This is a genomic window from Paenibacillus sp. J22P165, assembly GCF_059692015.1.
In genome coordinates this window covers 101,087-126,001 of sequence record NZ_JCAUAP010000009.1, presented here as the reverse complement: position 1 = coordinate 126,001, position 24,915 = coordinate 101,087, and the positions used below count along the sequence as shown (strand labels likewise).

At 47.1% G+C, this 24,915-nt stretch carries 17 protein-coding genes; 14 read left to right on the top strand and 3 right to left on the bottom strand.

Translation table 11 applies throughout. The features are described 5' to 3' along the window. Positions 1–72 precede the first annotated feature (72 nt). From AC58QM_RS23080 to AC58QM_RS23045, 8 genes are all read left to right on the top strand, one after another. Positions 73–1,575 carry an MDR family MFS transporter gene (locus AC58QM_RS23080; protein WP_310501810.1) on the top strand — a complete coding sequence of 501 codons (1,503 nt, stop codon included), beginning with the start codon at positions 73–75 and terminating at the stop codon, positions 1,573–1,575. Positions 1,576–1,749: 174 nt separating this feature from the next. Further along, positions 1,750–3,006 (top strand): threonine ammonia-lyase IlvA, encoded by a 1,257-nt coding sequence (gene ilvA, locus AC58QM_RS23075; RefSeq protein ID WP_497287436.1) that lies wholly within the window; start codon positions 1,750–1,752, stop codon positions 3,004–3,006. Positions 3,007–3,306: 300 nt separating this feature from the next. Then, positions 3,307–4,356, top strand: a complete 1,050-nt coding sequence (locus AC58QM_RS23070) for a BMP family lipoprotein (protein ID WP_497287209.1) — start codon at positions 3,307–3,309, stop codon at positions 4,354–4,356. Between the two features lie 132 nt (positions 4,357–4,488). Beyond that, a complete protein-coding gene (locus AC58QM_RS23065) occupies positions 4,489–6,030 on the top strand; it encodes an ABC transporter ATP-binding protein (protein WP_497287208.1) in 1,542 nt (513 codons plus the stop codon). Beyond that, entirely contained in the window at positions 6,023–7,102 is a 1,080-nt protein-coding gene (locus AC58QM_RS23060; protein ID WP_497287207.1) for an ABC transporter permease, read from the top strand. Before AC58QM_RS23065 ends, AC58QM_RS23060 begins: the two co-directional genes overlap by 8 nt. A 1-nt stretch (position 7,103) precedes the next feature. After that, positions 7,104–8,087 (top strand): ABC transporter permease, encoded by a 984-nt coding sequence (locus tag AC58QM_RS23055; RefSeq protein ID WP_497287206.1) that lies wholly within the window; start codon positions 7,104–7,106, stop codon positions 8,085–8,087. Positions 8,088–8,395: 308 nt separating this feature from the next. Next, positions 8,396–10,423, top strand: a complete 2,028-nt coding sequence (locus AC58QM_RS23050) for a methyl-accepting chemotaxis protein (RefSeq protein WP_497287205.1) — start codon at positions 8,396–8,398, stop codon at positions 10,421–10,423. A 133-nt stretch (positions 10,424–10,556) separates the two neighbouring features. After that, complete coding sequence (locus AC58QM_RS23045; protein ID WP_497287204.1) at positions 10,557–13,628, top strand: response regulator; 3,072 nt, start codon at positions 10,557–10,559, stop codon at positions 13,626–13,628. Between the two features lie 85 nt (positions 13,629–13,713). Here the strand turns inward: AC58QM_RS23045 and AC58QM_RS23040 are convergent, their stop codons facing one another. Together AC58QM_RS23040 and AC58QM_RS23035 are read right to left on the bottom strand one after the other, a co-directional pair. Beyond that, positions 13,714–14,763, bottom strand: a complete 1,050-nt coding sequence (locus tag AC58QM_RS23040; RefSeq protein WP_497287203.1) for a bifunctional transcriptional activator/DNA repair enzyme AdaA — start codon at positions 14,761–14,763, stop codon at positions 13,714–13,716. 122 nt (positions 14,764–14,885) lie between these two features. Beyond that, the gene (locus tag AC58QM_RS23035) at positions 14,886–15,743 is read right to left on the bottom strand and encodes an AraC family transcriptional regulator (protein WP_497287202.1); all 858 of its coding nucleotides are present in this window, start codon (positions 15,741–15,743) and stop codon (positions 14,886–14,888) included. A 246-nt stretch (positions 15,744–15,989) separates the two neighbouring features. Here AC58QM_RS23035 and AC58QM_RS23030 point away from each other — a divergent pair, with 246 nt between their 5' ends. From AC58QM_RS23030 to AC58QM_RS23020, 3 genes are all read left to right on the top strand, one after another. After that, positions 15,990–17,171, top strand: coding sequence for a galactokinase (locus AC58QM_RS23030; protein WP_497287201.1), 1,182 nt, complete (start codon positions 15,990–15,992; stop codon positions 17,169–17,171). After that, a complete protein-coding gene (gene galE / locus AC58QM_RS23025) occupies positions 17,172–18,170 on the top strand; it encodes a UDP-glucose 4-epimerase GalE (RefSeq protein WP_497287200.1) in 999 nt (332 codons plus the stop codon). It abuts the gene before it with no gap. Positions 18,171–18,443: 273 nt separating this feature from the next. Further along, positions 18,444–20,024: a UDP-glucose--hexose-1-phosphate uridylyltransferase gene (locus AC58QM_RS23020; RefSeq protein WP_497287435.1), complete on the top strand. Its 1,581-nt coding sequence runs from the start codon at positions 18,444–18,446 to the stop codon at positions 20,022–20,024. Between the two features lie 317 nt (positions 20,025–20,341). Here the strand turns inward: AC58QM_RS23020 and AC58QM_RS23015 are convergent, their stop codons facing one another. Continuing rightward, positions 20,342–20,518 carry a hypothetical protein gene (locus AC58QM_RS23015; RefSeq protein ID WP_497287199.1) on the bottom strand — a complete coding sequence of 59 codons (177 nt, stop codon included), beginning with the start codon at positions 20,516–20,518 and terminating at the stop codon, positions 20,342–20,344. Positions 20,519–20,879: 361 nt separating this feature from the next. Here AC58QM_RS23015 and AC58QM_RS23010 point away from each other — a divergent pair, with 361 nt between their 5' ends. From AC58QM_RS23010 to AC58QM_RS23000, 3 genes are read left to right on the top strand one after another with little or no spacing between them, the layout of a single operon-like run. Beyond that, the gene (locus AC58QM_RS23010) at positions 20,880–21,320 is read left to right on the top strand and encodes a MarR family winged helix-turn-helix transcriptional regulator (protein WP_497287198.1); all 441 of its coding nucleotides are present in this window, start codon (positions 20,880–20,882) and stop codon (positions 21,318–21,320) included. 39 nt (positions 21,321–21,359) lie between these two features. Next, on the top strand, positions 21,360–23,129 hold the full coding sequence (locus AC58QM_RS23005; protein WP_497287197.1) for an ABC transporter ATP-binding protein: 1,770 nt from the start codon (positions 21,360–21,362) through the stop codon (positions 23,127–23,129). Then, positions 23,122–24,891 (top strand): ABC transporter ATP-binding protein, encoded by a 1,770-nt coding sequence (locus AC58QM_RS23000; RefSeq protein ID WP_497287196.1) that lies wholly within the window; start codon positions 23,122–23,124, stop codon positions 24,889–24,891. The genes AC58QM_RS23005 and AC58QM_RS23000 overlap by 8 nt, the downstream gene beginning before the upstream one ends. Positions 24,892–24,915 lie beyond the last annotated feature (24 nt).

The window sequence follows — 24,915 nt, the reverse complement described above, 5'->3', positions numbered from 1 at the left end:
TATTGTAACGTGTAGATGATATACGGTCAACGACAGACAAAGAGAGAGAAATTAATCGGATGGAGGGATTACATGTCTTCACAAGCAACATCGAAAGAAACAGAAGCCCCGTTTTCAATGCGCAGCATTTTGGGGCCGCTGTTAGCGATTGTCGTAGGTATCTTTATGGTTATCTTGGACGGAACAGCAGTAAACGTTGCTCTTCCTAAGCTGCAAGAAGAATTCAATTTGCTTAACTTATCACTTGTTCAGTGGACGGTTATTGGTTACGCACTGGCACAAGCCGCGGTTATCCCGTTGGCAGGTTGGTTATCGGATCGTTTTGGCGCTAAGAAAATCTTTCTAATTTCCGTAGGTCTTTTCACAATAGGCTCTGGTCTATGTGCGCTGGCGAACTCGGTTGAAATGCTCATTACTTTCCGTATCATTCAAGGCTTAGGCGGCGGTGTCGTCGTGCCGATTGCGATGGCGTTCATTTATCGTCTATCTCCTCCAGGTAAAGTAGGGACTGTGATGGGGATGATGGGGATTCCGATCCTACTGGGTCCAGCACTTGGTCCTGTCGTTGCAGGTTGGTTAGTTGAGTATCACAGCTGGCAGTGGATTTTCCTTATTAATTTGCCGATTGGTGTTATTGGTATTATTTTAGGTATTCGTACATTGCCAAATATGCAGCGTCAAAGCGTTGCTTCTCTAGATTTGTTGGGTATGTTGTTAGGGCCTTTAGCTTTCGCGGCGCTTGTATATGGTGTTTCCAACGGTGGTATTGATCCGATTACGGGTAAATCCACATGGACAGATGCAGATACGCTGATTGGGTCTGGCGTTGGTGTCATTGCACTAGTCCTATTCATTATTGTTGAATTGAAACAGAAGAATCCGCTTTTGGAGCTTCGCGTATTCCGTTCTGGCAACTTTACGAAAGGAATTGTCGTGCAGTGGATTTCACAAATTGCGATGTTCGGTACGATGTTCCTTGTACCCCTTTTCTTACAGCAAGCACATGGGTACAGCCCATTGAAAACGGGATTGATCATGCTTCCGCAAGCCTTAGCTTCCGGTTTGTTCATGCCAATTGGCGGTAAGCTGTCCGACCGTTTCGGTGCTCGTCCGCTCGTTATTGCGGGGATGGTTCTTACAACGATTTCGGCATTGTTGCTTTCCAATATTTCAGGTGATTCCGGTGTAGGCACAGTTATGCTGCCGCTTACGCTTCTAGGAGCGGGTATGGGACTATTCATGATGCCGCTGAACAATCACTTGATTCAATCGGCACCGCAGAACTTGGTTGGTCGTGTTACGTCTTTGACGAACGCGGCGCAGCAAGTTATGATGTCCTTCGCCATTGCGATCTTGATGACGATTTTCAGTACGAAATTTAAGGATTTAATGGTTGAGTCAGGCAAACAACAACCAGATGTAGGTTTATATGCTTCTGCATTCGGACACACATTCCTTATTTTGCTGGGAATCGCGATTGTTGGCGGTCTGCTTGGTTTGATGTTGCAGAAGCCTAAGAAAATTGAAGGCGAGTCTGGGAATACAGCTGAAATTCCAATGATGGTTGGTCATTAATTACTAAAGTTGGACGTATCCAGGAGCCGTTCCTCAAGGTCATTTGACTGCGAGGGGCGGCTTTTGTTATATGGGCTTACTTTCAACGATATTTAAGTACAGAATGCACCACATATGTTACAATACATGTTAAAACTTAATGGAAGCTTCAACAAAGAAAGGGTGTTCGAGAAGATGGTTGTATCTGGTAAAGTGGGTTTGGAAGATATTATTAGAGCCAATCATGTGCTCAGCAAGGTGATCGAACCATCGCCGCTGCAACGCAATGAGCTGCTCTCTAGCCAGTATGAATGTAACGTTTACCTTAAACGTGAAGATATGCAAATCGTGCGTTCGTTCAAGATTCGCGGAGCTTACAATGTGATCCAGAGCTTAACGCAAGAAGAACGCGCAGCGGGGGTTGTGTGTGCGAGCGCAGGTAACCATGCGCAAGGCGTAGCTTATTCCTGTAAGCAGTTGGGCATTGAGGGAAAGATCTTCATGCCGACGACGACACCGCGTCAGAAGATTTCCCAAGTGAAGCTGTTTGGCGGCTCGTTTGTGGAAGTTATCCTGGTTGGTGACTCCTTCGATGATTCTTCGACCCAGGCGAAAGCCTACTGTCTGAAAGAGAAGAAGGTGTTCATCCATCCGTTTGATGATGTGCGCACGATCGCTGGGCAAGGGACGGTTGGCCTAGAGATTATGAATCAGATGCCGGAAACACCGGATTTCATCTTTGCGACGATCGGTGGAGGTGGACTAGCTGCCGGAGTTGCGACTTATGTGAAGAGCGTGTCCCCTCGTACGCGTATTATCGGTGCAGAACCAGAAGGTGCAGCGAGCATGACGGAAGCACTGAAGCAGGGGAGCGTCGTAAAACTACCATCCATTGAGAAGTTTGTTGATGGTGCAGCCGTAGCGCAGGTAGGCGAGATGACATATGACATTTGTAAAGAGAAGCTTGAGGATATCGTGATCATTCCTTCTGGCAAAGAATGTACAACCATTCTAGAGCTCTACAATAGCAACGCGATTGTTATTGAGCCAGCCGGGGCGCTTCCAGTGGCAGCGCTGGATGCTTATCGCGAACAAATCCGCGGGAAGAATGTCGTGTGTATTATCAGCGGCGGAAACAATGATATTGATCGGATGCAGCAAATTAAAGAGAGATCCCTCGTATATGAAGGATTAAAGCATTACTTCATCTTGAATTTCCCACAACGTGCAGGAGCACTGCGTGAATTTTTAGAAGAAGTACTAGGACCTTCGGATGATATCACACGTTTCGAGTATACGAAGAAGAATAATCGGGACGATGCGCCTGCATTGGTAGGGATCGAGCTGAAAAATAAAGACGATTACGAAGGCCTTATTGAGCGTCTTTCCCGCAAGGATTATGGCTATATCGAGATCAATAAGGATCCAAAACTCTTCAACTTACTGATCTAATATTTTATGACACGAGAGTGTCATAAAATTAACATAGAGCAATCTAGATTTTATTAACCACTGGTTGTATAATCAATAATTGGGGCTTGTAACCTATATTGTCGGGGAAAACAAAACGAAGATGTTAACTTGTGTGACATGACGAATTATATGTAATCAATGCGAGATTCGCTTTTCTGTTAGGAATCGAAATGATACACTTAATTTGAAGTCAACTTACATAATTTAACTGGAACTGGTCACCCTAGAATGTGGGCTTCATAGTTTCAATTAAATGATGATACGATGGGGGTAAAATCGATGAAGAAGATTTTTTCAACAGTTCTGATGACTGTAACGGTTTCTGCGCTAGTGATTTCTGGTTGTGCCAAAAAAGAAGAGACAGGTTCATCCGCATCACCAGCAGCAAGTGCAGTAGCTAGTGACAACACAGGTAAAGACTTCAAAATCGGCATGGTTACAGATATCGGTGGCGTAAACGACAAATCCTTTAACCAAAGCGCTTGGGAAGGCTTGAATCTACTTAAGAAACAAACTAGCGCAAACGTGAAAAACCTTGAAAGTAAAAGTGATGCTGACTATACGCCTAACTTGAATCAATTCGTTAAAGACGGTTACAACCTGACTTGGGGTATTGGTTTCTTGATGGGTGACGCTGTTAAAACAGTAGCGACGCAAAACCCGAACGCGAAACTTGCGATTATTGATAACGTAGTAGAAGCTCCGAACGTAGAATCCGTTACTTTCTCCGAGCAAGAAGGTTCTTACCTTGTTGGTGTGGTAGCAGGTCTTACAACTAAAACAAACAAAATCGGTTTCGTTGGCGGTATCGACATCCCGGTTATCAAACGTTTTGAAGCTGGTTTCGTAGCTGGCGTTAAAGCAGTAAAACCAGATGCTAAAATTCAAATCAACTACACAGGTGCTTTCGACAAGCCTGATCTTGGTAAAGCAGCAGCAGCAACGATCTACAACGACGGCGCTGATATCATTTTCCACGCAGCTGGATCCACTGGTAACGGTGTGTTCAACGAAGCGAAAGATCGCGCGAAAAACGGTAAAAAAGTATGGGTTATCGGTGTAGATAAAGACCAATCCCTAGAGTTTGGTGATGAAGTTACACTAACATCCATGTTGAAACGTGTTGACTCTGCGGTACTTCGTGTATCCAAAGACGTAGTTGCAGGTAAATTCCAAGGTGGTAAAGTTGTTACTTTGGGTCTGAAAGATGATGGCGTTGGCCTTCCTGAAACATCGAAGAAAAACGTTTCCGCTGATATCTTGAAAAAAGTTGACGAGTACAAAGCCAAAATTATTAGCGGCGAAATCAAAGTTCCTGAAAAACCATAAGCGTCAAACTGACGTTATTGGTAAGAACGATAGGTTTGCTTCTGTACAAACAAGGCTAGTTATACTAACTAGCCTTGTTCTTTAGTTTTAAAGGGCATGGAATAATAAAAAATTGATCCTTAGGGTGATCTGATGAGTGAAGCAGTCCCAGTTGTTGAACTTCGTGGCATAACGAAACGATTTCCAGGCATTGTTGCTAATGATGCCATCAGCTTAAAGCTTAAAAAAGGCGAAATTCATGCCTTGCTTGGCGAGAATGGTGCAGGAAAATCAACACTAATGAATATTGTGTTCGGTTTATATCAGCCGGATGAAGGTAGTATTTTTGTACAAGGTAACGAGGTTTATATCGATAGTCCGAATCGAGCGATTGAGCTCGGCATCGGGATGGTCCATCAACATTTTAAATTGGTACAACCGTTTACAGTAACTGAGAATATCATTTTGGGGATGGAACCCAAACGTGGTATGAATGTGGATATTCGAACAGCACAAGAGAAAGTGCGCAAGCTATCTGAGCAATATGGTTTACGTGTGGATCCAAAAGCCAAAGTTGAAGACATTTCAGTCGGTATGCAGCAGCGTGTCGAGATATTGAAAACGCTGTATCGCGGCGCCGATATTTTAATTTTTGATGAGCCTACAGCTGTACTAACGCCGCAAGAGATTAGTGAATTGATGGTCATTATGCGTAACCTTGTGAAAGAGGGCAAGTCCATTATTCTCATTACACATAAGTTGAAAGAAATTATGGAGATTGCCGATACGGTGACGATTATTCGTCGCGGTAAAGTGATTGATTCCTTGGCACGTGCCAGTGCGAATCCGCAAATTCTGGCCGAGAAAATGGTCGGACGCGATGTCTCCTTTAAAGTGAGCAAAGAAGCCGTGAAACTTGGAGAGCCAGTTCTCCAGGTACAAGATTTGATGGTGCGCAATCAGCAAGGATTAGCTTCGCTTAAAGGGCTTAATTTTGAAGTGAAAGCTGGCGAAATTCTGGGTATCGCAGGTGTAGATGGCAACGGTCAGAGTGAACTGATCGAGGCATTGACGGGCTTGCGTGCTGTAGATGGCGGCAAAGTGCTGCTCATGGGCAGTGATATTACGAATCAGACACCGCGTGAGATTTCAGAAGCCGGGCTATCGCATATCCCAGAGGATCGTCATAAACACGGGCTAGTGCTTGATTTTACAATGAGTGAAAATATGGTACTCGAAACGTATTTCCATCCTGCGTATAACAAAGGCGGTTTCCTGAGCTATGATGCCATTGATAAGCATGCGGAAGCGCTGATTAAGCAATTTGACGTGCGCACACCGAGTATTTATAACAAGGCGCGCTCCTTGTCCGGCGGTAATCAACAAAAGGCGATTATTGCGAGGGAAATACATAAGAATCCGAACCTGTTGATCGCGGCACAGCCGACGCGTGGTTTGGATGTAGGTGCGATTGAATTCGTTCATCGGATGTTAATTGAGCAGCGGAACAAAGGAAAGGCCGTTCTGTTGATTTCTTTTGAGCTGGATGAAATTATGAATGTTTCCGACCGTATTGCGGTTATCTACGAAGGACAGATTGTGGGCGAAGTGATGCCGCAGGATACGAACGATCAGGAGATCGGTCTGCTGATGGCAGGCAGCAAGTCTACTCAGAAAGGAGCCCCTCATGAATAAAGTGGTTCGCATATTTACAAGTGAGTCAGCGGTCAATCCCCTTGTGGCGATTGTGCTGGGGCTGCTATTCGGAGCGCTTGTCATGCTGGCTGGTGGTTATAATCCAATTGCTGCATACGGGGCATTGTTCTCACGTATTTTAGGAAGTCCATATGATATCGGTGAGTCGATACGGGCAATTACGCCATTGATTCTTACGGGTTTATCCGTCGCTTTTGCGTTCCGTACAGGCTTGTTCAATATTGGTGCGGAAGGGCAGTTCGTGATGGGGATGACGGGGGCTACCTTTATTGGCGTCAAGCTCCATGGTCTTCCATGGATCATCCATGCTCCCTTAGCAGTCATTGTTGGTGCATTGATCGGCGGACTTTGGGGCGCTATTGCCGGTTATCTAAAAGCGAAACGCGGCGTAAACGAAGTCATCACCACGATCATGTTGAACTGGATCTCGTTGTTCCTATCCAACTATATCGTGAACACCTTCCTTCTTGAGCCGAAGCAACAGCGTTCTTATATGATTCAAGACTCCGCGTCTCTAAGCATTGGTTGGTTGTCAGACGCGATGAACCACGCGAGGCTCCACTGGGGAACATTGATTGCCATTCTGGCAGCGGTCGTCTTCTACTTGATTCTGTGGAAAACGAAGCAAGGTTACGAGCTGCGTGCTGTAGGGCATAATATCGATGCTGCTAAATACGCGGGCATGAACGTGAATAAGAACATCATCAAAGCGATGTTTATTTCCGGGGTATTTGCTGGACTCGCTGGTGTGTTCGAGGTTCTCGGTGTATTCCATTATCAAGTGGTTGCGGCAGGTACGACAGGGTATGGGTTCGACGGTATCGCGGTGTCCTTGCTCGGGGCCAACAATCCGATAGGTGTCGTGCTTGGTGCTATCCTTTTCGGTGGCTTATCATACGGGTCTGCGGGGATGAGCTTTGGTGCGGATGTACCACCAGAAATTATCCGTATTGTTATTGGATCGGTGATTTTCTTCGTAGCTACCCAAGGTATTGTCAAATGGGTACTGATCCCGTTCTACGGCAAACGCAAGAAAGAGAGGGCTTCGTAATATGGACCTGCTCAGTATGCTTAATGCGTTCTTCACGAAATTCAGTGAACTTATTAATACAACGCTGGTGTATTCCACAGCGCTTATCTTTGGAGCTTTAGGTGGTATTTACTCGGAGCGATCTGGTATCGTTAATATCGGTATCGAGGGTCTGATGGTTTCCGGTGCATTCGCTTCGGCGGTAGGCACTTACTATGCGGAAGAAGCGAACATGGGCATCTGGTCCCCGTGGATTGGACTCTTGTGCGCGCTGTTATTCGCACTGATCTTCGCCTTGATTCATGCGGTTGCGACGATCGCGTTCAAAGCGAATCAAGTTATTAGCGGTGTGGTTATCAACTTCTTGGCAGCTGGCGTAACGTTGTACTTGGTGAAAGTATTGTTCGATGGTGCGGGTCAAACTGAAACTTTGAATGATGTATTCTCCAAATGGGAAATTCCGCTGCTATCCAAGATTCCATATGTCGGCTATGCATTCTTTACGGCGTATCCAACGACGTATATTGCGTTAATTCTCGTTTTCGTAACTTGGTATGTGTTGTTCAAAACGCCATTCGGCCTGCGCCTACGAGCTGTTGGTGAGCATCCGAGCGCTGCAGATACCGTTGGGATTAAAGTGAAACGCATCCGTTATTTCGCTGTTTTAATCAGCGGGCTGCTAGCTGGACTTGGCGGAGCGACGATTACCTTAACGACAACAAGTGCGTTCTCGCATAACACGATCTCGGGTCAAGGCTTTATCGCCATGGCGGCGATGATTTTCGGCAAATGGCATCCATTTGGCGCACTGGGCGCCGCGGTATTCTTCGGAATGGCGCAAGCGCTCAACAATTTCATGCGGTTGTTCGATTTCTCCAAAGATATTCCGCAGGAATTCCTTTATATGCTGCCTTACGTACTGACAATCCTTGTATTGGCGGGGGCCGTGGGCCGCGCTAAAGCACCGTCAGCACTTGGTGAGCCGTACGATCCGGGTAAAAGATAGATCGATGAATAAGCACCATCATGGGAGTTATCCTGTGATGGTGTTTTTTTTGCGTGTCTTTGAAGCCGGGGAATATCTCGGTGCATGAATGCAAGGCGCATGGTGCGCTCAAAGATGGAGTTTTTCCAGTTATTTAGTAAAGTCTTTCAAAAATGTTGTAGCTGACAGGGGTTGAAAGAGGTGAAGCCAATCTGCTTATGTCGTATTTTGAAGGAAAATGTCGAAATGAGTCTGAATTTCTTAATTAGTAAATATTTGGTTAGTCCAAATAAAGAAGAGCAACTAGCATGAAGGAGGAGTAGGAGAAAATGAAAATGCAAAAAGGAATGAATGTAAGAGAGTGGATGAAGGCTATCTCCTTTACTTCGTTCAGAGCAAGAATGACGATATTGTTTCTAGTTATCGCGTTGGTACCGATGTTATTTAGTACCATCTTTTCTTCCTACTATTTGAAGAGTGTGGTGAAAGATGAAGTTCACTCCAAGGAAGAGAGTATCCTGAAGGCAAATGTGACGGCCATCGACTATTCGATTGAGCGTCAAATCTCTATTCTGAAAGAAATGATGAAATATGAAGAGATCAAGAGTGGGAATGAGAAGGAAATTGTAAAAATTCTACTCAAATTCGAGCAAGCTAACAAAGACGTTGAACAGTACGTTTATGTCAACAAAGATGAAATCGCGCTAACCTCGGCTGGACAGAAAATTCCTGTATCCGATCGTGATTATATCAAACAAGCCAAAGAAACGAAGAAGCCAGTGAGCACGGATCTCATCGTCAGTAAGGCAACAGGGAATAACATCGTTGTTTTATTTGTCCCGATGCTGGATGATAAGCAGAACTTTATTGGGGGGATGTTCACTCCCCTGACTACGGGTAATCTGAATGTGTACACCAATACGATACAAATTGGAGCTTCAGGGTACGGCTACTTAATGTCGCCGAGTGGTGGACTTTTAACATATCCGGGTAAAGAGCATGCAGGAAAAAATATTGCAGATGTGCTTCCAAAGTCGGAAGTAGCGAAATTGCAAGAAACGGTCCTGAAAGAAAAGAGTGGTACCTTTAGCTTCAAAGGTGATGATGGCGTTGCCCGAGGAATCAGCTTCGAAACGATCCCATCCACAGGCTGGCGCTTGGTCACCAATGTGGTAGATTCCGAAGTCTATGGTGCGGTGAAAACGGCGAAGGAAGTATCTATTTGGCTCGGTGTGATCACAACGATTGTTGTAGCTGCCATTGCATTGCTAGTCTCTACAGCGACCACGAAACCGATTCTAGCGATTACAGAAGCTGTGAAGAAGATGGCACAGGGTGATCTGACGCCACGTCTGACGATTAACCGCGGTGATGAACTGGGGCAACTTGGCACTAATATGAATCAAATGTTAGATTCATTCTCGGAAATCGTAGGCAAAGCCAGTTTTACCGCAGAGCAATTAGGCGCCTCATCGGAAGAGCTAACCGCTGCAGCAGCAGAGTCGGTCGGTATTTCCAATCGTATCGTTGAGTCGATGCAAGAGGTGTTCAATGCGAGTGAAGGTCAACTGATGGGGGCTGAGCAAACGTCGATCGCGATGGGCGAAATGGCAGTAGGCGTTCAGCGAATTGCGGAATCTTCAGCGGTTGTGACAGAAGCTTCGCATACATCGATGATGGAAGTACAGCAAGGGCGCGTTGCTATTCATCAGGCTGTTGAACAGATGAAGTCCATTAATGAGTCCGTTGGCAAATCGGCAGAAGATATGAGAGTGCTTGAAGCGTATTCGCAACAAATTGGCGAAATCGTTTCGGTCATCACCGAAATTGCCAATCAAACGCAACTCTTATCGCTGAATGCATCGATTGAGGCCGCTCGTGCTGGAGAGCAGGGGCGCGGCTTTGCCGTCGTTGCGAATGAAGTGAAGAAGCTTGCTGAGCAGTCCTCCTCGTCGGCGAAAGATATTTCAGAGCTGATTCGCGAAGTCCAATCATCGACAACGAGAGCGGTACAAGCGATGAACAGTGGTGTGAAGGACGTAGAAAAAGGGTCCGAATTGATTGATGAAGCAGGTCAAGTCTTTAATCGTGTGACCGTTGCGTTCCAAGAGATTTCGGACCAAATCCAAGAGGTATCCGCTGCATCACAGGAAATGTCGGCTGGAACTGAAGAAGTATCGGCATCCATGAGCGAAATTGTCTCGATGACGAAAGCTTCACACGAGCATGGGCAAGGCATCTCGCAAGGCTCTGAGAAACAGCTGGCGGCTATGGAAGAAATATCTGCTTCTGCAGAGGATTTAAGTCATATGGCGCAGGAATTGCAAGAATCGCTTTCGCGTTTTAAAACGCGTTAATCGTATACCTTTTGGACTGTAATTGGTAATGATTTACTAGGTATTTAGGGGGTCAATCAGGAAATTCTGATTGGCCTTTTTCAACTAGAAAGGAGATCAATATGCTATAATCGGTGATGAGGGGTGAATATTGATGAAAGCGGTTACGTGGATAAGGTCAATATGGACTTTTATCATCATCATTGCTGTGCTAATAGCCGTTATAGGAACGAACTTCTATCAGATGTTTGCTCTGAAGGGGACGATTGATCATGTTAAGACGAATTGGATGCCGAGTATTGCGAGAATTGTAGAGATGCAGGACATCATCACACAGGAAAGAGTTCTTTTGCATAAGTTGTTGCTTGAAACCGACAAAGATGTACTCCTCACGGTGATTACCTCTTATATGGAAGCCAAGAAGCAGTTTGATGAGAAATATCTTAACTATAGTTCTTTCATTAATTCTGAGGATGAGAGACGAATTTACAAGGAAGTCGGTGATAAGGCCTTAGACTATTTGCAAAAAGGTCAACTTATCATCGATGCCGTTCAATCTGGTGATTATGCCAGGGGAAAGAGCTTGTTGGACAAGCTTACACCGAATAGAGAGCAAGCAGATGCAAGTTTGCAGCAGTGGATCACGTATAATTTGACGGGAACACAGCGGGATGTAGATCGAACCTCGAATCAGCGCGAATTGGTTCTTTGGATGGCGAGTATTTTTACACTGGTAGCGATTGCGATCGGGACGGCTCTTTCGTTGCAGACCCGAGAGGTGCGAAGGAAAGGCGAGCAGCGGCTGATGAAGGAGAAAGAGAAAGCCCAAAGCTATCTCGATCTCGTCGATGTCATGATTGTGGTGCTGGACCGAGACTGTAAGATAGAACTGTTGAATCGGAAAGGCTGCGCCATGTTGGGCTATGAGGAAGCAGATCTCATCGGTAAGAATTGGTTTGAGATTTGTGTACCCAAGCAGCAATGGGAAGCGCGGAAGCAATATTATCAAAGCATCATGGACGGTGTCCCGGCGCGGGATTACTACGAGTTAGCGATCACCATTAGCTCAGGAGAAGAGCGTCTTCTTGGATGGAATAATAACTTGATTTGGAAAGAGACTGGCGAAATTGGCGGCGTGATTCTTGCGGGTGTGGATATTACGGAACGCAAGCAAGCCGAAGAGACGCTGAATCAATACAAAGAGCATCTTGAAGTATTGGTGGAGGAACGTACATCTGAACTGGAGAGCAAGAATCTGCTGCTCGCAGATGCCAAGGAATCCGCTGAATCTGCTAATCGTGCGAAGAGTGAATTCCTTGCTAATATGAGTCATGAAATCCGAACACCGATGAACGCAATTATCGGACTGAATTATTTATTGCAACAAACGGATTTAACAGAGAGACAGAAGGATTACGTCGAAAAGACGGTGCTTTCGGCCAAAAGCTTGCTGACGATCATCAGCGATATTCTCGATTTTTCGAAAATTGAGGCGAAGAAGATTGTGCTCGAGCGCATTGATTTTGATTTGTATGAAATAATGAGCAATATTTCGAATATCATCGGATTTTCGCTGTATGAGAAAGGGTTAAAGCTTCACTTCTCCATTCATCATGAAGTACCTCAAGTCTTGAACGGCGATCCGTTCCGATTGAATCAAATTCTGCTCAATTTGGTGAATAACGCTTTGAAATTTACAGATGAAGGCGAGATTGCCATTTCGGTAGGCGTTTCATCACAAGATGCTAGCGGAGTTTCACTGCGATTTGAAGTGAGGGATACAGGGATCGGGATGACACCCGCGCAGCAAGCGTTATTGTTCCACGGCTTCACACAGGCCGACATGTCAACGACTCGTAAATACGGGGGGACGGGCCTCGGGCTAGTCATCAGCAAGAGTATCGTAGAGTTAATGCAAGGGGAGATCCATGTAGAGAGCGAATTAGGAAGAGGAAGCTCCTTCATTTTTACAGTGAAATTCGATGTGGGCTCAGAGCACTTATTTAGCGCTCCAATAGCCTCTTATTTGAAATTCCTGCGGGTTCTTCTCATCTGTGATGACCAGGAAATGCGTCTCGTGCTGAAGAATCAGCTAGAGCAGTTCCAATTTATCGTCAACGACGTGGATTCGGCTCAAAGTGCAATTGAACGAATCAGCACCAACGGTCGCTATGATTTAGTTATCATCGATTGGAAGCTTCAAGATGAGAAAGCGCACGCCTTAGCGGAGCGAATAAAACTAGAGTACGCGACACCTGTCCAAGTCATCGTACTTATCAGTTCCTATCACGAGTCCGAGCTTCAGCTGAAGTCCCAGTCGACATCAGTGAAAAAGGTCCTCTATTATCCAATGAGTCAATCTCAGCTGTATAACCAAATCACGAACCTTTTTCAAGAGCAAATGCAGATAAAGTCCGCATCGCCACAACGCGAGAATGAAAGCAAAAAACTGCATATCCTCCGAAACACCGAGGTTCTGTTGGTGGAAGATAATGAAATCAATCAGCAAGTAGCACAGGCTATCCTTCAGGAAATGGCTATTCATGTAGATGTAGCAGAGAATGGCTTAGAAGCATTGAAACGGACGGCGGCGAAGCAATACGACGCTATATTGATGGATTTGCAGATGCCTTTAATGGATGGCTTTGAGGCAACGAGAAATATTCGGGATTTTGACCAAGAGACACCGATTATCGCGATGACGGCTGACGCTATGCAAGGTATCAAAGAGCAGGTTATGGCAGCCGGCATGGATGCCTATATTTCGAAGCCATTTGAACCTATTCAATTGTTCAGTGTTTTACAGAGAATGATTCAGAGCTCGCGCGGGAAAAGTTATGCTGAAGTCGCAGCAGCGAAGCAAATCGAGGTGATGCCTGCCTTGAACGCGGCGGAAGCGCTGCAGCGCCTGGGACAAAATATGAACCTCTACGAGCGGATATTGCATAAGTTTGTTGCGAACCACACGAACGCCATAGAGGGGATACGAGAAGCGATCACGAAAGAAGATTATCCTGAAGCGTTGATGCTTGCTCATACGTTGAAGGGCGTGGCTTCTAACATCGGAGCAACTCCGCTCAGTCATACGGCGGATGAGCTTCAGACGAACATTCATCAAGGTTCTATTGGCGTGTTGGAGGGGCTTTTAGTAACGGCGGAGGGTAGGCTGACACAGGTTAATCAAGCCATTGAAACCTATTTGGCAGCCAAAGCTCCCGATAAATAACGAGCTAGACTAACGCCAACTTCAAAAACAGCGGTGACCATGGACGAGAAAACAAAGTCCTTGGCAATCGCTGTTTTTACTGCGTTTATCCTCCCGATTCTTCATGGGATAATAACCACTTTTTGCGTGTTAATCCCCCGCCATAACCACCAAGTTCGCCGCTTGAGTTAATAACACGATGACAAGGAATTACGATGGCCAATTGATTTGCACCATTAGCTTGAGCTACAGCGCGATAAGCAGTTGGTTTTCCCAGTGAGATGGCAATGTCGGCATAGGAACGGGTTTCCCCAGGAGGTATTTGTATTAATTGCTCCCAAACATTCCTCTGAAAAGGCGATCCCATTAAAAAGAGTGGCGTCTTAAACTCAGTTCGTGTACCTTCGAAATACTGAGTAAGCTCCTTTTCAATTGACCTAATGGACGCTGTGAACCCAGGGATTATCGCTGCTTTCGTTCGTTTTCTAAGCCGTTCTACTTCCCGTTCTAATCCTCGACGATCCACAAATTCTAAAAGATAGAGCATGTGCTCATCTCCGATAGCAATCATAGGTCCGAGCCGAGTATCCAGCCAAGCTGCTTTCAACACTTTGCTATCCCCTAATAGGGTAGGTGATGCTCCCATAATGCGCGAGAATGCATCTCTAAAGCCGCTGCTGGAATCATAACCGGATGCTAATTGCGTTTGAATAATGGTTTCGCCTGATCGAATGTTCTTCAAAGCCAGTCCCATCCGACGTGCTCGTGCATATTCAACAAATGTCATCCCGAATCGCTTTTTAAATTGACGACGCGCTGTTGATTCATCGACAGAGAGTTCTTTGAAGTCTTGCTCTGTCCATCGCTTCTCGGGATTGTTCTCAACGGCTTCAACAAGCAAACGGACAAGCTCAGAGACATGATTCGGATGCGACAACGGGCGACATCGTTGACAAGGGCGAAAGGAAGCTAAAAGCGCTTGCTTCGATGTTTCGTAAAACTCACAATTCTCATACTTTGGTTTTCTGGCTGGACAAGTTGGACGACAAAATACGCCAGTGGTTTTCACCCCTACATAGAAAACACCTTCATATTCTGATTTCTTATCTACGAGTGCCTTATAATATTCTTTTTTATGCGCATCATCAAGTACCATATGCCACACCCTGTTCCTTCATTTATATTCAAAAGTATACACGGTCATTTCAGCGGGCATCGCCGAAAATCAGGCATCTATTTTTATTCTGCATCCAATTAGCTGGAGGATGTCTTAGCGAATCAGAGTGATTTGATATGATTCCGATACTCGCTCGGCGAGACGCCGTACCAACGTCGAAACTGCTTAGAAAAGTACAGCGGATCATAGAAGCCGACCGAAGCGGCGATCTGCTCGATCGTGAGCTCCAGCCGCTCACGCAGCAGCAAACGCGCTTTATCCACACGCAGCTTGAGCAAAAACGTGACCGGCGTCACTTTGGTGTGTTTTTTAAACATGCGCGATAAATAAGCACGATTATAACCCAAACTCTCGGCCAGCATCTCAATCGTGATGGGTTCCGCATATTGTGTGGACAAGTAGTGAATCGCTTGCTGTACGATGCGGTCGCTTTCATCTTCTGTGATTAGTCCTGCTATCGTGGGGGCAGACAGAGCTTCGCAGTATTCACCGAGCAATAAGCTGAGGTATCCAGTAGCCTTGAGTTGCGCGTTGCTTTTCTTGGATTTGAGTGCCTGCTGAATCTGGCGATAAAGCACAGGCATATGCCGGTTGCGCGAGATATGGATGATTGGGTTGGCAGGCGTGAGGCCCGCCTCACTGACGAGCTTCGCTGCTTGGGCGCCCGTAAAGGCGATCCAGCAATAATGCCAAGGATCCAGCTCATCCGAGACGTAGCTAATGAGTTGCTCCGGTTCAATGACAAAGCTGTCGCCAGCGCCAATGGCATACTCTTCTCCATGTGAGGAGAATACACCGCGACCCGATATGACATAATGGATTAAGTAGTAGTCATATACTTTCGGTCCTAGTCGATGTTCAGGCTTAGTCTGACTTTCCCCTGCAAATAAAACCGTAAAGTCGCTATTCCCAGCTGGTAAAGGGTTCGATACAACGTAATAGCTATATTTCTTATCCATCTCGTATCCACATCTCCGTTCGTGTCTTTCGTTCCTTCCACTGTACCATAAAATCCACATGAAACGGAATTTGAAAATCACATTTTTCCATGTGGAAATAACATGCCTCCATAGCCAATCCATGGTGTATCTTTTATACTTAAACTATAAGAAACGCTCAATTGAAAACATGCAATGATGAGCGATACAACATTAATTTCATCGAAACAAGTCAACATACCAATACCTCTAAAGGCGGTGCCACACATGGCAGATTTGCAAGCTCTAAAAGACACGTTTATTGAAATTTACGGAGAAACAGCTGCGAAAATATCAGCGTTTCACGCTCCTGGTCGAGTGAATTTGATCGGCGAGCATACGGATTATAACGGTGGTTATGTATTCCCTGCAGCTTTGACGTTCGGAACGACCTTGATCATTCGTCCAAGACAAGATCGTGTAATCGGCTTCGCGTCTACCAACTTGGCACTTCGCAAACAAATTTCCATAGACGACTTGTCCTACCAAGAAGAGGATGATTGGATCAATTATCCGAAAGGGATCTTTGTTCACTTGGCGAAAGCAGGCTTTCCAGTGACACAAGGCTATGACCTTTTGTTCCACGGTGAAATTCCGAATGGTGCAGGTCTTTCCTCCTCGGCTTCCATCGAAGTTGTAACAGCTTATAGCTTACTGACACTAGAGAAATATCCTGTGGATACAGTCAAAATCGCGCTGCTCGCACAAGAAACAGAGAACCAATTCGTTGGCGTAAATTGCGGCATCATGGACCAATTCGCTGTAGCGAATGGTAAGAAAGATAACGCGATCCTCTTGATGTGCGATACCTTGGAATATCGTCATGTTCCTTTTCAAAGTGGCAGCTATAAGCTTGTGATTGGTAACACGAATAAACGTAGAGGTCTCGTGGACTCTGCTTATAATGAAAGAAGAAGTCAATGCGAGCAGGCCGTTACCTATTTGCAAAAGCAATTCCCAGACATCACACTGCTTGGTCAATTGAGCCTTGCGCAGTTTAACGAATATAAGCATCTGATCCCAGACGAAACCGTTCGTCGCAGAGCAGAGCATGTTGTGGAAGAGATTGACCGCGTTTTGAAATCTATCGAAGTGCTTGAAAAGAACGACCTTGAGTCCTTTGGCAAGCTGATGATCGGCTCCCACGATTCCCTTCGTGATTTGTATGAAGTAACAGGGTTGGAGTTGGATACCATGGTTGCAGCAGCGTTGAAAGTGCCGGGTGTGCTTGGGGCGCGGATGACGGGTGCAGGCTTCGGTGGTTGTACGGTTTCCTTAGTGCATGAAGACAGCGTTCAAACATTTATCGATCAAGTGGGCGCGGAATATACAGGAATTACAGGGCTTACACCAAGCTTCTACGTGTGTGATATTGGCAACGGTGTAGAGCAACTTGAGGAGGCGTTGTAAATGGCAATTCTAGTTACAGGTGGAGCGGGCTATATTGGATCGCATGCGGTAGCAGAGCTTCTGGCCAAAGGCGAGGAAGTTGTCATCGTCGATAACTTACAGCAAGGTCACAAAGATGCAGTGCTTGGCGGCAAACTATACGTTGGCGATCTGCGCGACAGCGAGTTCATGGATACCGTGTTTACTGAAAATAATATCGATGCCATCATTCATTTTGCAGCGAATTCACTCGTTGGTGAGAGCATGACCAATCCAGCGAAATATTACCACAATAACGTGTACGGAACTCTTTGTTTACTTGAAAAAATGACGCAATACGGCGTAAAACGCATCGTATTCTCCTCAACGGCTGCTACTTACGGCGAGCCTGAGAACATTCCAATCCTTGAAAGTGATCGTACCTTGCCGACCAATACGTATGGCGAGACGAAGCTGGCGATGGAAAAAATGATGAAATGGTTCGATACTGCGCATGGTATCAAATATGTATCGCTGCGCTACTTTAATGCAGCTGGCGCCCATGCTGGTGGCAAAATCGGTGAGGATCACAGCCCGGAAACGCACCTGATTCCGATTATTTTGCAGGTAGCGTTGGGTCAAAGAGCGCATATCTCGATCTTCGGTGAAGATTACGCAACAGAAGACGGAACTTGTGTCCGTGACTACATCCACGTTAGCGATCTAGCGAGCGCACACGTGCTTGCTGTAGAGAAGCTGCGTGGTGGTGCGGATAGCAACATCTACAACCTTGGCAACGGCACAGGCTTCTCCGTGAAGCAAGTCATCGATATCGCGCGCAAAGTGACGGGCCATGCGATCCCTGCGGTTGTTGAGCCTCGCAGAGCGGGTGACCCAGCAACATTGATTGCCTCCTCGGAGCGCGCAAGAGCGGAGCTAGGCTGGAAACCAGCTTTAGATTCTTTGGAAGCGATCATCGAGAGCGCGTGGAACTGGCATCAGAAGCACCCGAAGGGGTATGCGGCGGAAGTTAAGGTTTAATTTTGATAGGTAGAGATAGAGCTGAAACCGAAACAGAACTCAAGCCCCCAAATTCCTGCAAAAGTGCAGTTTTTCCGGAGATTTGACTCGCCTAAGTAGAAATTGATGCAAAAGTGCATGCATTTGGCGAGAAATGAAGCGATTCACGCGAATATGGCTCGAAAAGATGTATTTTTGCAGCTATTCTTTCTAATTGTGCGATTGGCAGGTAAAAAGGATGTACATTTGCAGGCTTTTGGTTGAGGCTTTCTTATAAGTAAGGGGAGTGGCATGATGGAACGCACGCAACAAACACCGCAATCTGCGGCTTTAACGATAGAAAGACTTTTGCAATTCGCTACCCAGAATGGGTTGATTGAACAGCTGGACGTGTATACCTCACGCAATGCTTTGCTTGATTTATTCGGACTGTCGGAGCCTTTCCAAGGGGAAGTACCTGCGGAGAAATTGACTAGTCCAGTTGGGTTGCTGGAAGAACTGCTCGATGCAGCTTGGGAAGCGGGACTACTGGAAGAAAACACGACGACTTACCGTGACTTGCTGGACGCACGCATCATGGGTCTCATGATGCCTCGTCCTTCCGAGGTTGTACGTCAATTCTGGACGCTTGCCAAAACGCAGAATGTGGAGGCGGCAACGGCCTACTTTTACAAGCAATCTATCGACTCGAACTACATTCGGATGGATCGAATTGCGAAGAATGCCTACTGGCTCGCGGAAACGGCTTACGGTGATTTGGAAATTACGATCAACCTGTCCAAGCCGGAGAAGGATCCGAAGGAAATTGCGCTGCTCAAAACGCTGCCACAAAGCAGCTACCCCCTATGTCTGCTATGTGTAGACAATCTGGGTTATGCAGGCCGTGTGAATCACCCGGCTCGACAGAATCTGCGCGTCATTCCGCTTGAGCTAGATAGCGAGAAATGGTACCTGCAGTATTCACCTTACGTGTATTACAACGAGCACAGCATCATCTTCCACGAGAAGCATATTCCGATGAAAACAACGGCCAATACATTCTACCGTTTGCTGGATTTCATTGAGCAATTCCCGCACTATTTCATCGGGTCTAATGCTGATCTGCCTATCGTTGGTGGTTCGATTTTGAACCACGATCATTTCCAAGGCGGACGTCACAAGTTCCCGATGGAAAAGGCACCAAGTGAGAAAGCATTCTCACATGCGGACTTTGAAGGCGTCAAGGCCGCGATTGTGAAGTGGCCGATGTCCGTGGTCCGCCTGAGCGGGCACAACAAGCAGCAGCTGTACAAGCTGGCAAGCAAGTTGCTCGACGACTGGCGTGCCTATAGTGATGCGGAAGCGGAGGTCCTCGCGTTCAGCGAGAAGGACGGACAGCGGATCCCGCATAACACGATCACGCCGATCGCCCGCAACAATGCGCGGGGCGAGTACGAACTTGACCTGGTGCTGCGGAACAACCGCACCAGCGTTGAGCATCCGGATGGGATTTTCCATCCGCATCAGCACTTGCACCACATCAAGAAGGAGAACATCGGCTTGATTGAGGTTATGGGGCTGGCGGTGCTGCCAGGCCGCCTGCAAGAAGAGCTGGCGGACATCGCCAAGCTCTTGACCGGCGAAGCCGAGCTCAGCCGCGAGGCGCTTAGCGATACCGGGCATCCGCTGCATAAGCATGCGGATTGGATCGCGGCGCTGCTCGCGAAGCATGGTGCGTCGCTGACGGCTGACGCGGCAAATGCGGTGCTGCAGACGGAGGTCGGCAGCAAGTTCATGGACGTCCTGCTCGACGCAGGCGTCTTCAAAAGAGACGACGCCGGGCAAGCGGCGTTCGGACGGTTTTTGGCTGCGGTGGGCTTCGCGCAGCAGGTGTAGGAAACGAGATCCCTGGTCGGTGGACCAGGGATTTTTTTGTGCTAGCGCATGGTGCTGCGGATGCTCCCAGTAGTGGGTGGAACAACTGGAAAAACTACAGCTAATTCCGAAGAAAGTGGACAGAATTGAAGATTAACTGGAAAAGATACAGCTAATTTCACTGATTTCAACCACATAGCGTAGGATGAGCGAAATTACATGTACAAAATCCATCTAATCCTAAATTTAAAGGGATAAGGGAGGATTTAGATGGAGATTTTCCATCTAAGTGGTTGTTGAGTAGCACCATCGCACCAAGTCCCCATGACAGAACCAATCTAGTTACTCCCGAACACTCCCACAAACAGAGGCGCCATCGCACCAATTTCCCGCCACAGAACCAATCCAGTTACTCCGGAACACACCCCACCAACAGACGCACCATGACACCAAACCCCCGCCACAGAACCAAGCCAGTTACTCCCGAACACATCCCCAACCAACAGACGCACCATGACACCAAACCCCCGCCACAGAAAACAAGCTAGTTACTCCCGAACACACCCCACCAACAGACGCACCATGACACCAAGCCTCCTCACAGAAACCAATCCAGTTACTCCCAAACACACCCCCACCAACAGACGCACCATGACACCAAGCCCCAGCCACAGAACCAAACTAACTACTCCAGGTTCACCTCACCAGCTACATTATCTCCAAGCACCCTCTTTACACATTTCCTCCCAGCCCCCCAATCATCCCACCCTTCTATCACTATCTCCTCACACATGCACATGATAAATACCGTATTGACAGGACGAGTCATGCTACCTAAAATATTAATTAGCCGACTAACTAAAAGGAGAGGTTCCATTGTCGCGTCACCATAATCCAGAATCGCTTACACATCTAATGTCGCATTTGCTAAAAATGCACCGACATACGATCGATCAAATCATTCATCCCTATGATGTTTACCCGGGTCAGCCCCCTTTACTACTTGCTTTGTCCGTAGAGGACGGACTTAGCCATAGCGAGCTTGCGGCTCGCATCCACAATAAACGCGCGACTTTGTCCGTGATGGTGGACCGTATGGAGAAAACAGGCCTTGTCGAACGCCGCCCTGATGAGAATGATCAACGTGTTACACGTGTCTACCTGACCGAGAAGGGCAAGGAAGTCACCGTGCATGTCAAAGAAGCGATAAAGACGGCGGATGAGATGATCTTTTCGCATTTTTTACCGGAGGAAGTGTTGTTATTTCGCCGTCTTCTGCTTCAAATGAAAGATAATCTTCGTCCCAAAGAGGAATAAATTAGTTAGCTGACAAACAAAAAGAAAGGATCTCATGCCATGTGGAAATTACGATCGTTTGTTAAACCGTATTGGTTCATAACGCTCCTTGCTCCTTTGTTGATGGTGATGGAGGTATGCATGGATTTATCGCAGCCTCGTCTCATGGCGACCATTGTGAATCACGGAGTTGCCGATGGCAATCTCGCGTTGATATGGTCGACAGGCTTACATATGCTAGGCGTCGCATTTGTGGGTCTGGTTGGTGGAGCGGGTTGTACATTTTTCGCAGTGAAAGCTTCCCAGAACTTTGGCGCCGACCTGCGGTTAAGCGTATTCGAGAAGGTTCAATCCTTGTCGTTCCGTCAATTGGATACCTTTTCGACGGGCTCGTTGATTACTCGTTTGACTAGCGATGTGATGCAAATGCTTAATATCCTGCAAATTCTACTGCGCCAATTCGTACGGGAGGCCTCTCTGCTTATCGGTAGTGTGATCATGGCTGTCGTTATTTCACCACGACTATCCTTGATTTTGCTTGCTGTCGTACCGATTCAATTCCTCATCCTATATCTATTGATGAAACGATCTACACCGCTGTTTCGCCAGATGCAGACGAAAATTGATCGCGTGAATACCGTTATGCAAGAGAGCACGACAGGTATCCGTGTGATCAAAGCTTTCGTACGTGCCGCCTTCGAGCGGACGCGCTTTGGCAAAGCGAACACGGACCTGCTGAATGCCAGCCTTAGCTCAGCTCGCGCATTGGCGACAAGCGGGCCGCTGATGACGTTGATTTTGAACGTGAGTATTGTAGCGGTTCTCTGGTTTGGCGGCGCTCAAACGTGGAGCGGGTCGATGGCTATTGGTGATTTAGCGGCATTCATTATCTATATTAGCCAAGTGTTGTTTTCGCTGGTGTCTATCAGCAATACCTTGATGAACATTTCCCGTGCACAAGTTTCAGCCGAACGCATTCAGGAAGTGCTCGAAACGAAGATGGATCCGAATGAGTCAGCTCAGAATAAAACAGAGGTACTAGTAACTCAGCTAGAAGACCCTTCGCCAACTACAGTAGGATGTGAATTAGAATTTGATCGGGTTACTTTCGTCTATGAAACGGCTCCTGATCAGCCAATCCTCAAGGATATTTCGTTCAAAGCTCTGCCTGGCCAAACGATTGGGATTCTTGGTGCAACAGGCTCTGGTAAATCCACACTTGTTAGCTTGATTCCTCGACTTTACGAGGCATCAAGCGGCCATATTCGTCTGAATGGGGTGGATGTGAAAGATCTCCCTGCAGAGCAGCTACGCAGTCAGATAGGGTTTGTACTGCAGCAGTCTATTTTGTTTAGCGGTACGATTCGCGATAACATTCTCTTCGGTAAGCCGGAGGCATCAGATGCAGAGATGGAAGCCGTCGCTAGAGCAGCTGAAGCGGATAGCTTTATCCGCAAGCTGCCAGAGGGCTATGAAGCCAAGCTGGGACAGCGTGGTGTCAATCTCTCAGGGGGTCAAAAGCAGCGAATCGCGATAGCACGTGCTTTGCTATTACGCTCGCCGCTGCTTGTACTAGATGACAGCACTAGCGCCATTGATTTAGGGACAGAGAAACGCATCCAGCGTTCCTTGCAAGAGCTGATGGCAGGCAGCACGCGTATCATTATCGCACAGCGTGTCTCCTCGGTCCTGCAGGCCGATCAGATTCTTGTCTTGGAAGAGGGACGCATCGCAGCGCGCGGAACACATGAGGAGCTGCTGGCATCAAGCACACTGTACCAAGATATTTACCACTCCCAGCAAGGGAAGGAGGCTGCCCTGCATGGCTAATAAGCCAAAACCACGCGCGAAAAACATCGGAGCAACCCTTCTGCGTATGTGGGGTTACTTACGACTCCAACGTGCTGGACTGCTTACCGTTGCAATTTTGACAGTTGTCGGCAGCGGCCTCGCTCTATTCGGACCTTATTTAATCGGTAGGACCATTGATGATTATATTATCCCGCGAGACCGGAATGGGCTGTTAGGAATTTGCTTCCTATTACTCAGTTGTTACGTCATCAGCGGGGCTGCATCATGGATCCAATCCTATCTGATTGCAGGGGTTTCCCAGCGAACCGTCTGGCAAATGAGACAGGATCTTTTTCGCCACTTGCACAAGCTGCCAATTAGCTATTTTGATAAAACTTCCCACGGGGAACTCATGAGCCGTACGACCAATGATGTGGATAACGTTGCGACCACGCTCAGTCAAAATTTAACGCAAATTATGTCCAGTATCATTATGATTGTTGGGTCTTTGATCATGATGTTGATATTGAATATATGGCTTACGCTAATCGCATTAATTACGGTTCCGATCGTTCTTTTTACAACGAAGCAAATCACGAAACACACCCAGCGCTTATTCAAAGAGCAGCAGCAGCGACTTGGTCAACTGAATGGCTTAATTGAGGAGACGATTTCGGGTCAAAAGGTTGTAAAAACATTTCGCCGCGAAGCCGCAGCAGTCGATCAAATCGCGGTGATTAACAAGCAGCTCCGCGCTGCTGGTACCGGTGCTCAGCAACTCTCGGGTATGATGGGGCCGAGCATGAATATGATCAATCATTTTAGCTTCATTCTACTGGCTGCTATTGGGGGTTGGATGGTGCTGAAGGGATGGACGATGGTTGGTGTCATCATTAGCTTTTTAAATTATTCGAAACAATTCAGCCGTCCGATCAACGACCTCGCTAATCAATATAATATGATTCAGTCAGGTATTGCGGGGGCGGAGCGTGTTTTTGAAGTGATGGATAATGAGACGGAATACGATTCGAACGAGGGCGCTTCACAGCTAACGGATGTCAAAGGTGAAGTTGTTTTTCAAAACGTTTCCTTTGCTTACACCGATGATGTGCCTACGCTTCAAGAGGTTTCCTTTACCGCGGAGCCTGGTGATCTGATCGCTTTAGTCGGGCCTACAGGAGCAGGGAAGACGACGATCATTAATCTGTTGACTCGCTTCTATGAGATAAATGAGGGCCGAATTACCATTGATGGGCTGGATATTCGCGATATGCAAAAAGACAGTCTACGCAGCCAGCTTGGCATCGTGCTGCAGGATGTGTACCTATTCTCGGATACGATCCGAGAAAATATCCGATTCGGCCGCTTGGACGCGACGGACGAAGAAGTGGAAGCCGCCGCGAAGCTGGCCAACGCGGACGGGTTCATTCGCAAGCTGCCGAGCGGCTATGACGCTAAGTTGACCGCTGGGGGCGGCAACTTGAGTCAAGGCCAGAGGCAGCTGCTCACGATCGCGAGGGCGATACTCGCCGACCCCGCGATTCTGGTGCTCGACGAGGCGACGAGCTCCGTCGACACGCGCACCGAGCTGCACATTCAGCAGGCGATGGGTGTGTTGATGAAAGGGCGAACGAGCTTCGTGATCGCCCACCGGCTCAGCACGATTCGCGAAGCGAGTGCCATTCTGGTCATCCACGGCGGCGAGATCGTGGAGCGCGGTACACACGAGGAGCTGATAGCTCGTCGCGGGCATTATTATGATTTGTATGCCAACCAATTCAGCCAGGCTAGTTCGCTTTGACGGAGGGGCGTGTCCTTCCGTAGA

What these genes read in the sequence shown, in the direction of transcription:
- AC58QM_RS23080 (WP_310501810.1), top strand. Translation starts at nt 73, where the DNA reads ATGTCTTCACAAGCAACATCGAAAGAAACAGAAGCCCCGTTTTCAATG.
- ilvA (WP_497287436.1), top strand. Translation starts at nt 1,750, where the DNA reads ATGGTTGTATCTGGTAAAGTGGGTTTGGAAGATATTATTAGAGCCAAT.
- AC58QM_RS23070 (WP_497287209.1), top strand. Translation starts at nt 3,307, where the DNA reads ATGAAGAAGATTTTTTCAACAGTTCTGATGACTGTAACGGTTTCTGCG.
- AC58QM_RS23065 (WP_497287208.1), top strand. Translation starts at nt 4,489, where the DNA reads ATGAGTGAAGCAGTCCCAGTTGTTGAACTTCGTGGCATAACGAAACGA.
- AC58QM_RS23060 (WP_497287207.1), top strand. Translation starts at nt 6,023, where the DNA reads ATGAATAAAGTGGTTCGCATATTTACAAGTGAGTCAGCGGTCAATCCC.
- AC58QM_RS23055 (WP_497287206.1), top strand. Translation starts at nt 7,104, where the DNA reads ATGGACCTGCTCAGTATGCTTAATGCGTTCTTCACGAAATTCAGTGAA.
- AC58QM_RS23050 (WP_497287205.1), top strand. Translation starts at nt 8,396, where the DNA reads ATGAAAATGCAAAAAGGAATGAATGTAAGAGAGTGGATGAAGGCTATC.
- AC58QM_RS23045 (WP_497287204.1), top strand. Translation starts at nt 10,557, where the DNA reads ATGAAAGCGGTTACGTGGATAAGGTCAATATGGACTTTTATCATCATC.
- AC58QM_RS23040 (WP_497287203.1), bottom strand. Translation starts at nt 14,763, where the DNA reads ATGGTACTTGATGATGCGCATAAAAAAGAATATTATAAGGCACTCGTA.
- AC58QM_RS23035 (WP_497287202.1), bottom strand. Translation starts at nt 15,743, where the DNA reads ATGGATAAGAAATATAGCTATTACGTTGTATCGAACCCTTTACCAGCT.
- AC58QM_RS23030 (WP_497287201.1), top strand. Translation starts at nt 15,990, where the DNA reads ATGGCAGATTTGCAAGCTCTAAAAGACACGTTTATTGAAATTTACGGA.
- galE (WP_497287200.1), top strand. Translation starts at nt 17,172, where the DNA reads ATGGCAATTCTAGTTACAGGTGGAGCGGGCTATATTGGATCGCATGCG.
- AC58QM_RS23020 (WP_497287435.1), top strand. Translation starts at nt 18,444, where the DNA reads ATGGAACGCACGCAACAAACACCGCAATCTGCGGCTTTAACGATAGAA.
- AC58QM_RS23015 (WP_497287199.1), bottom strand. Translation starts at nt 20,518, where the DNA reads ATGGTGCGTCTGTTGGTTGGGGATGTGTTCGGGAGTAACTGGCTTGGT.
- AC58QM_RS23005 (WP_497287197.1), top strand. Translation starts at nt 21,360, where the DNA reads ATGTGGAAATTACGATCGTTTGTTAAACCGTATTGGTTCATAACGCTC.
- AC58QM_RS23000 (WP_497287196.1), top strand. Translation starts at nt 23,122, where the DNA reads ATGGCTAATAAGCCAAAACCACGCGCGAAAAACATCGGAGCAACCCTT.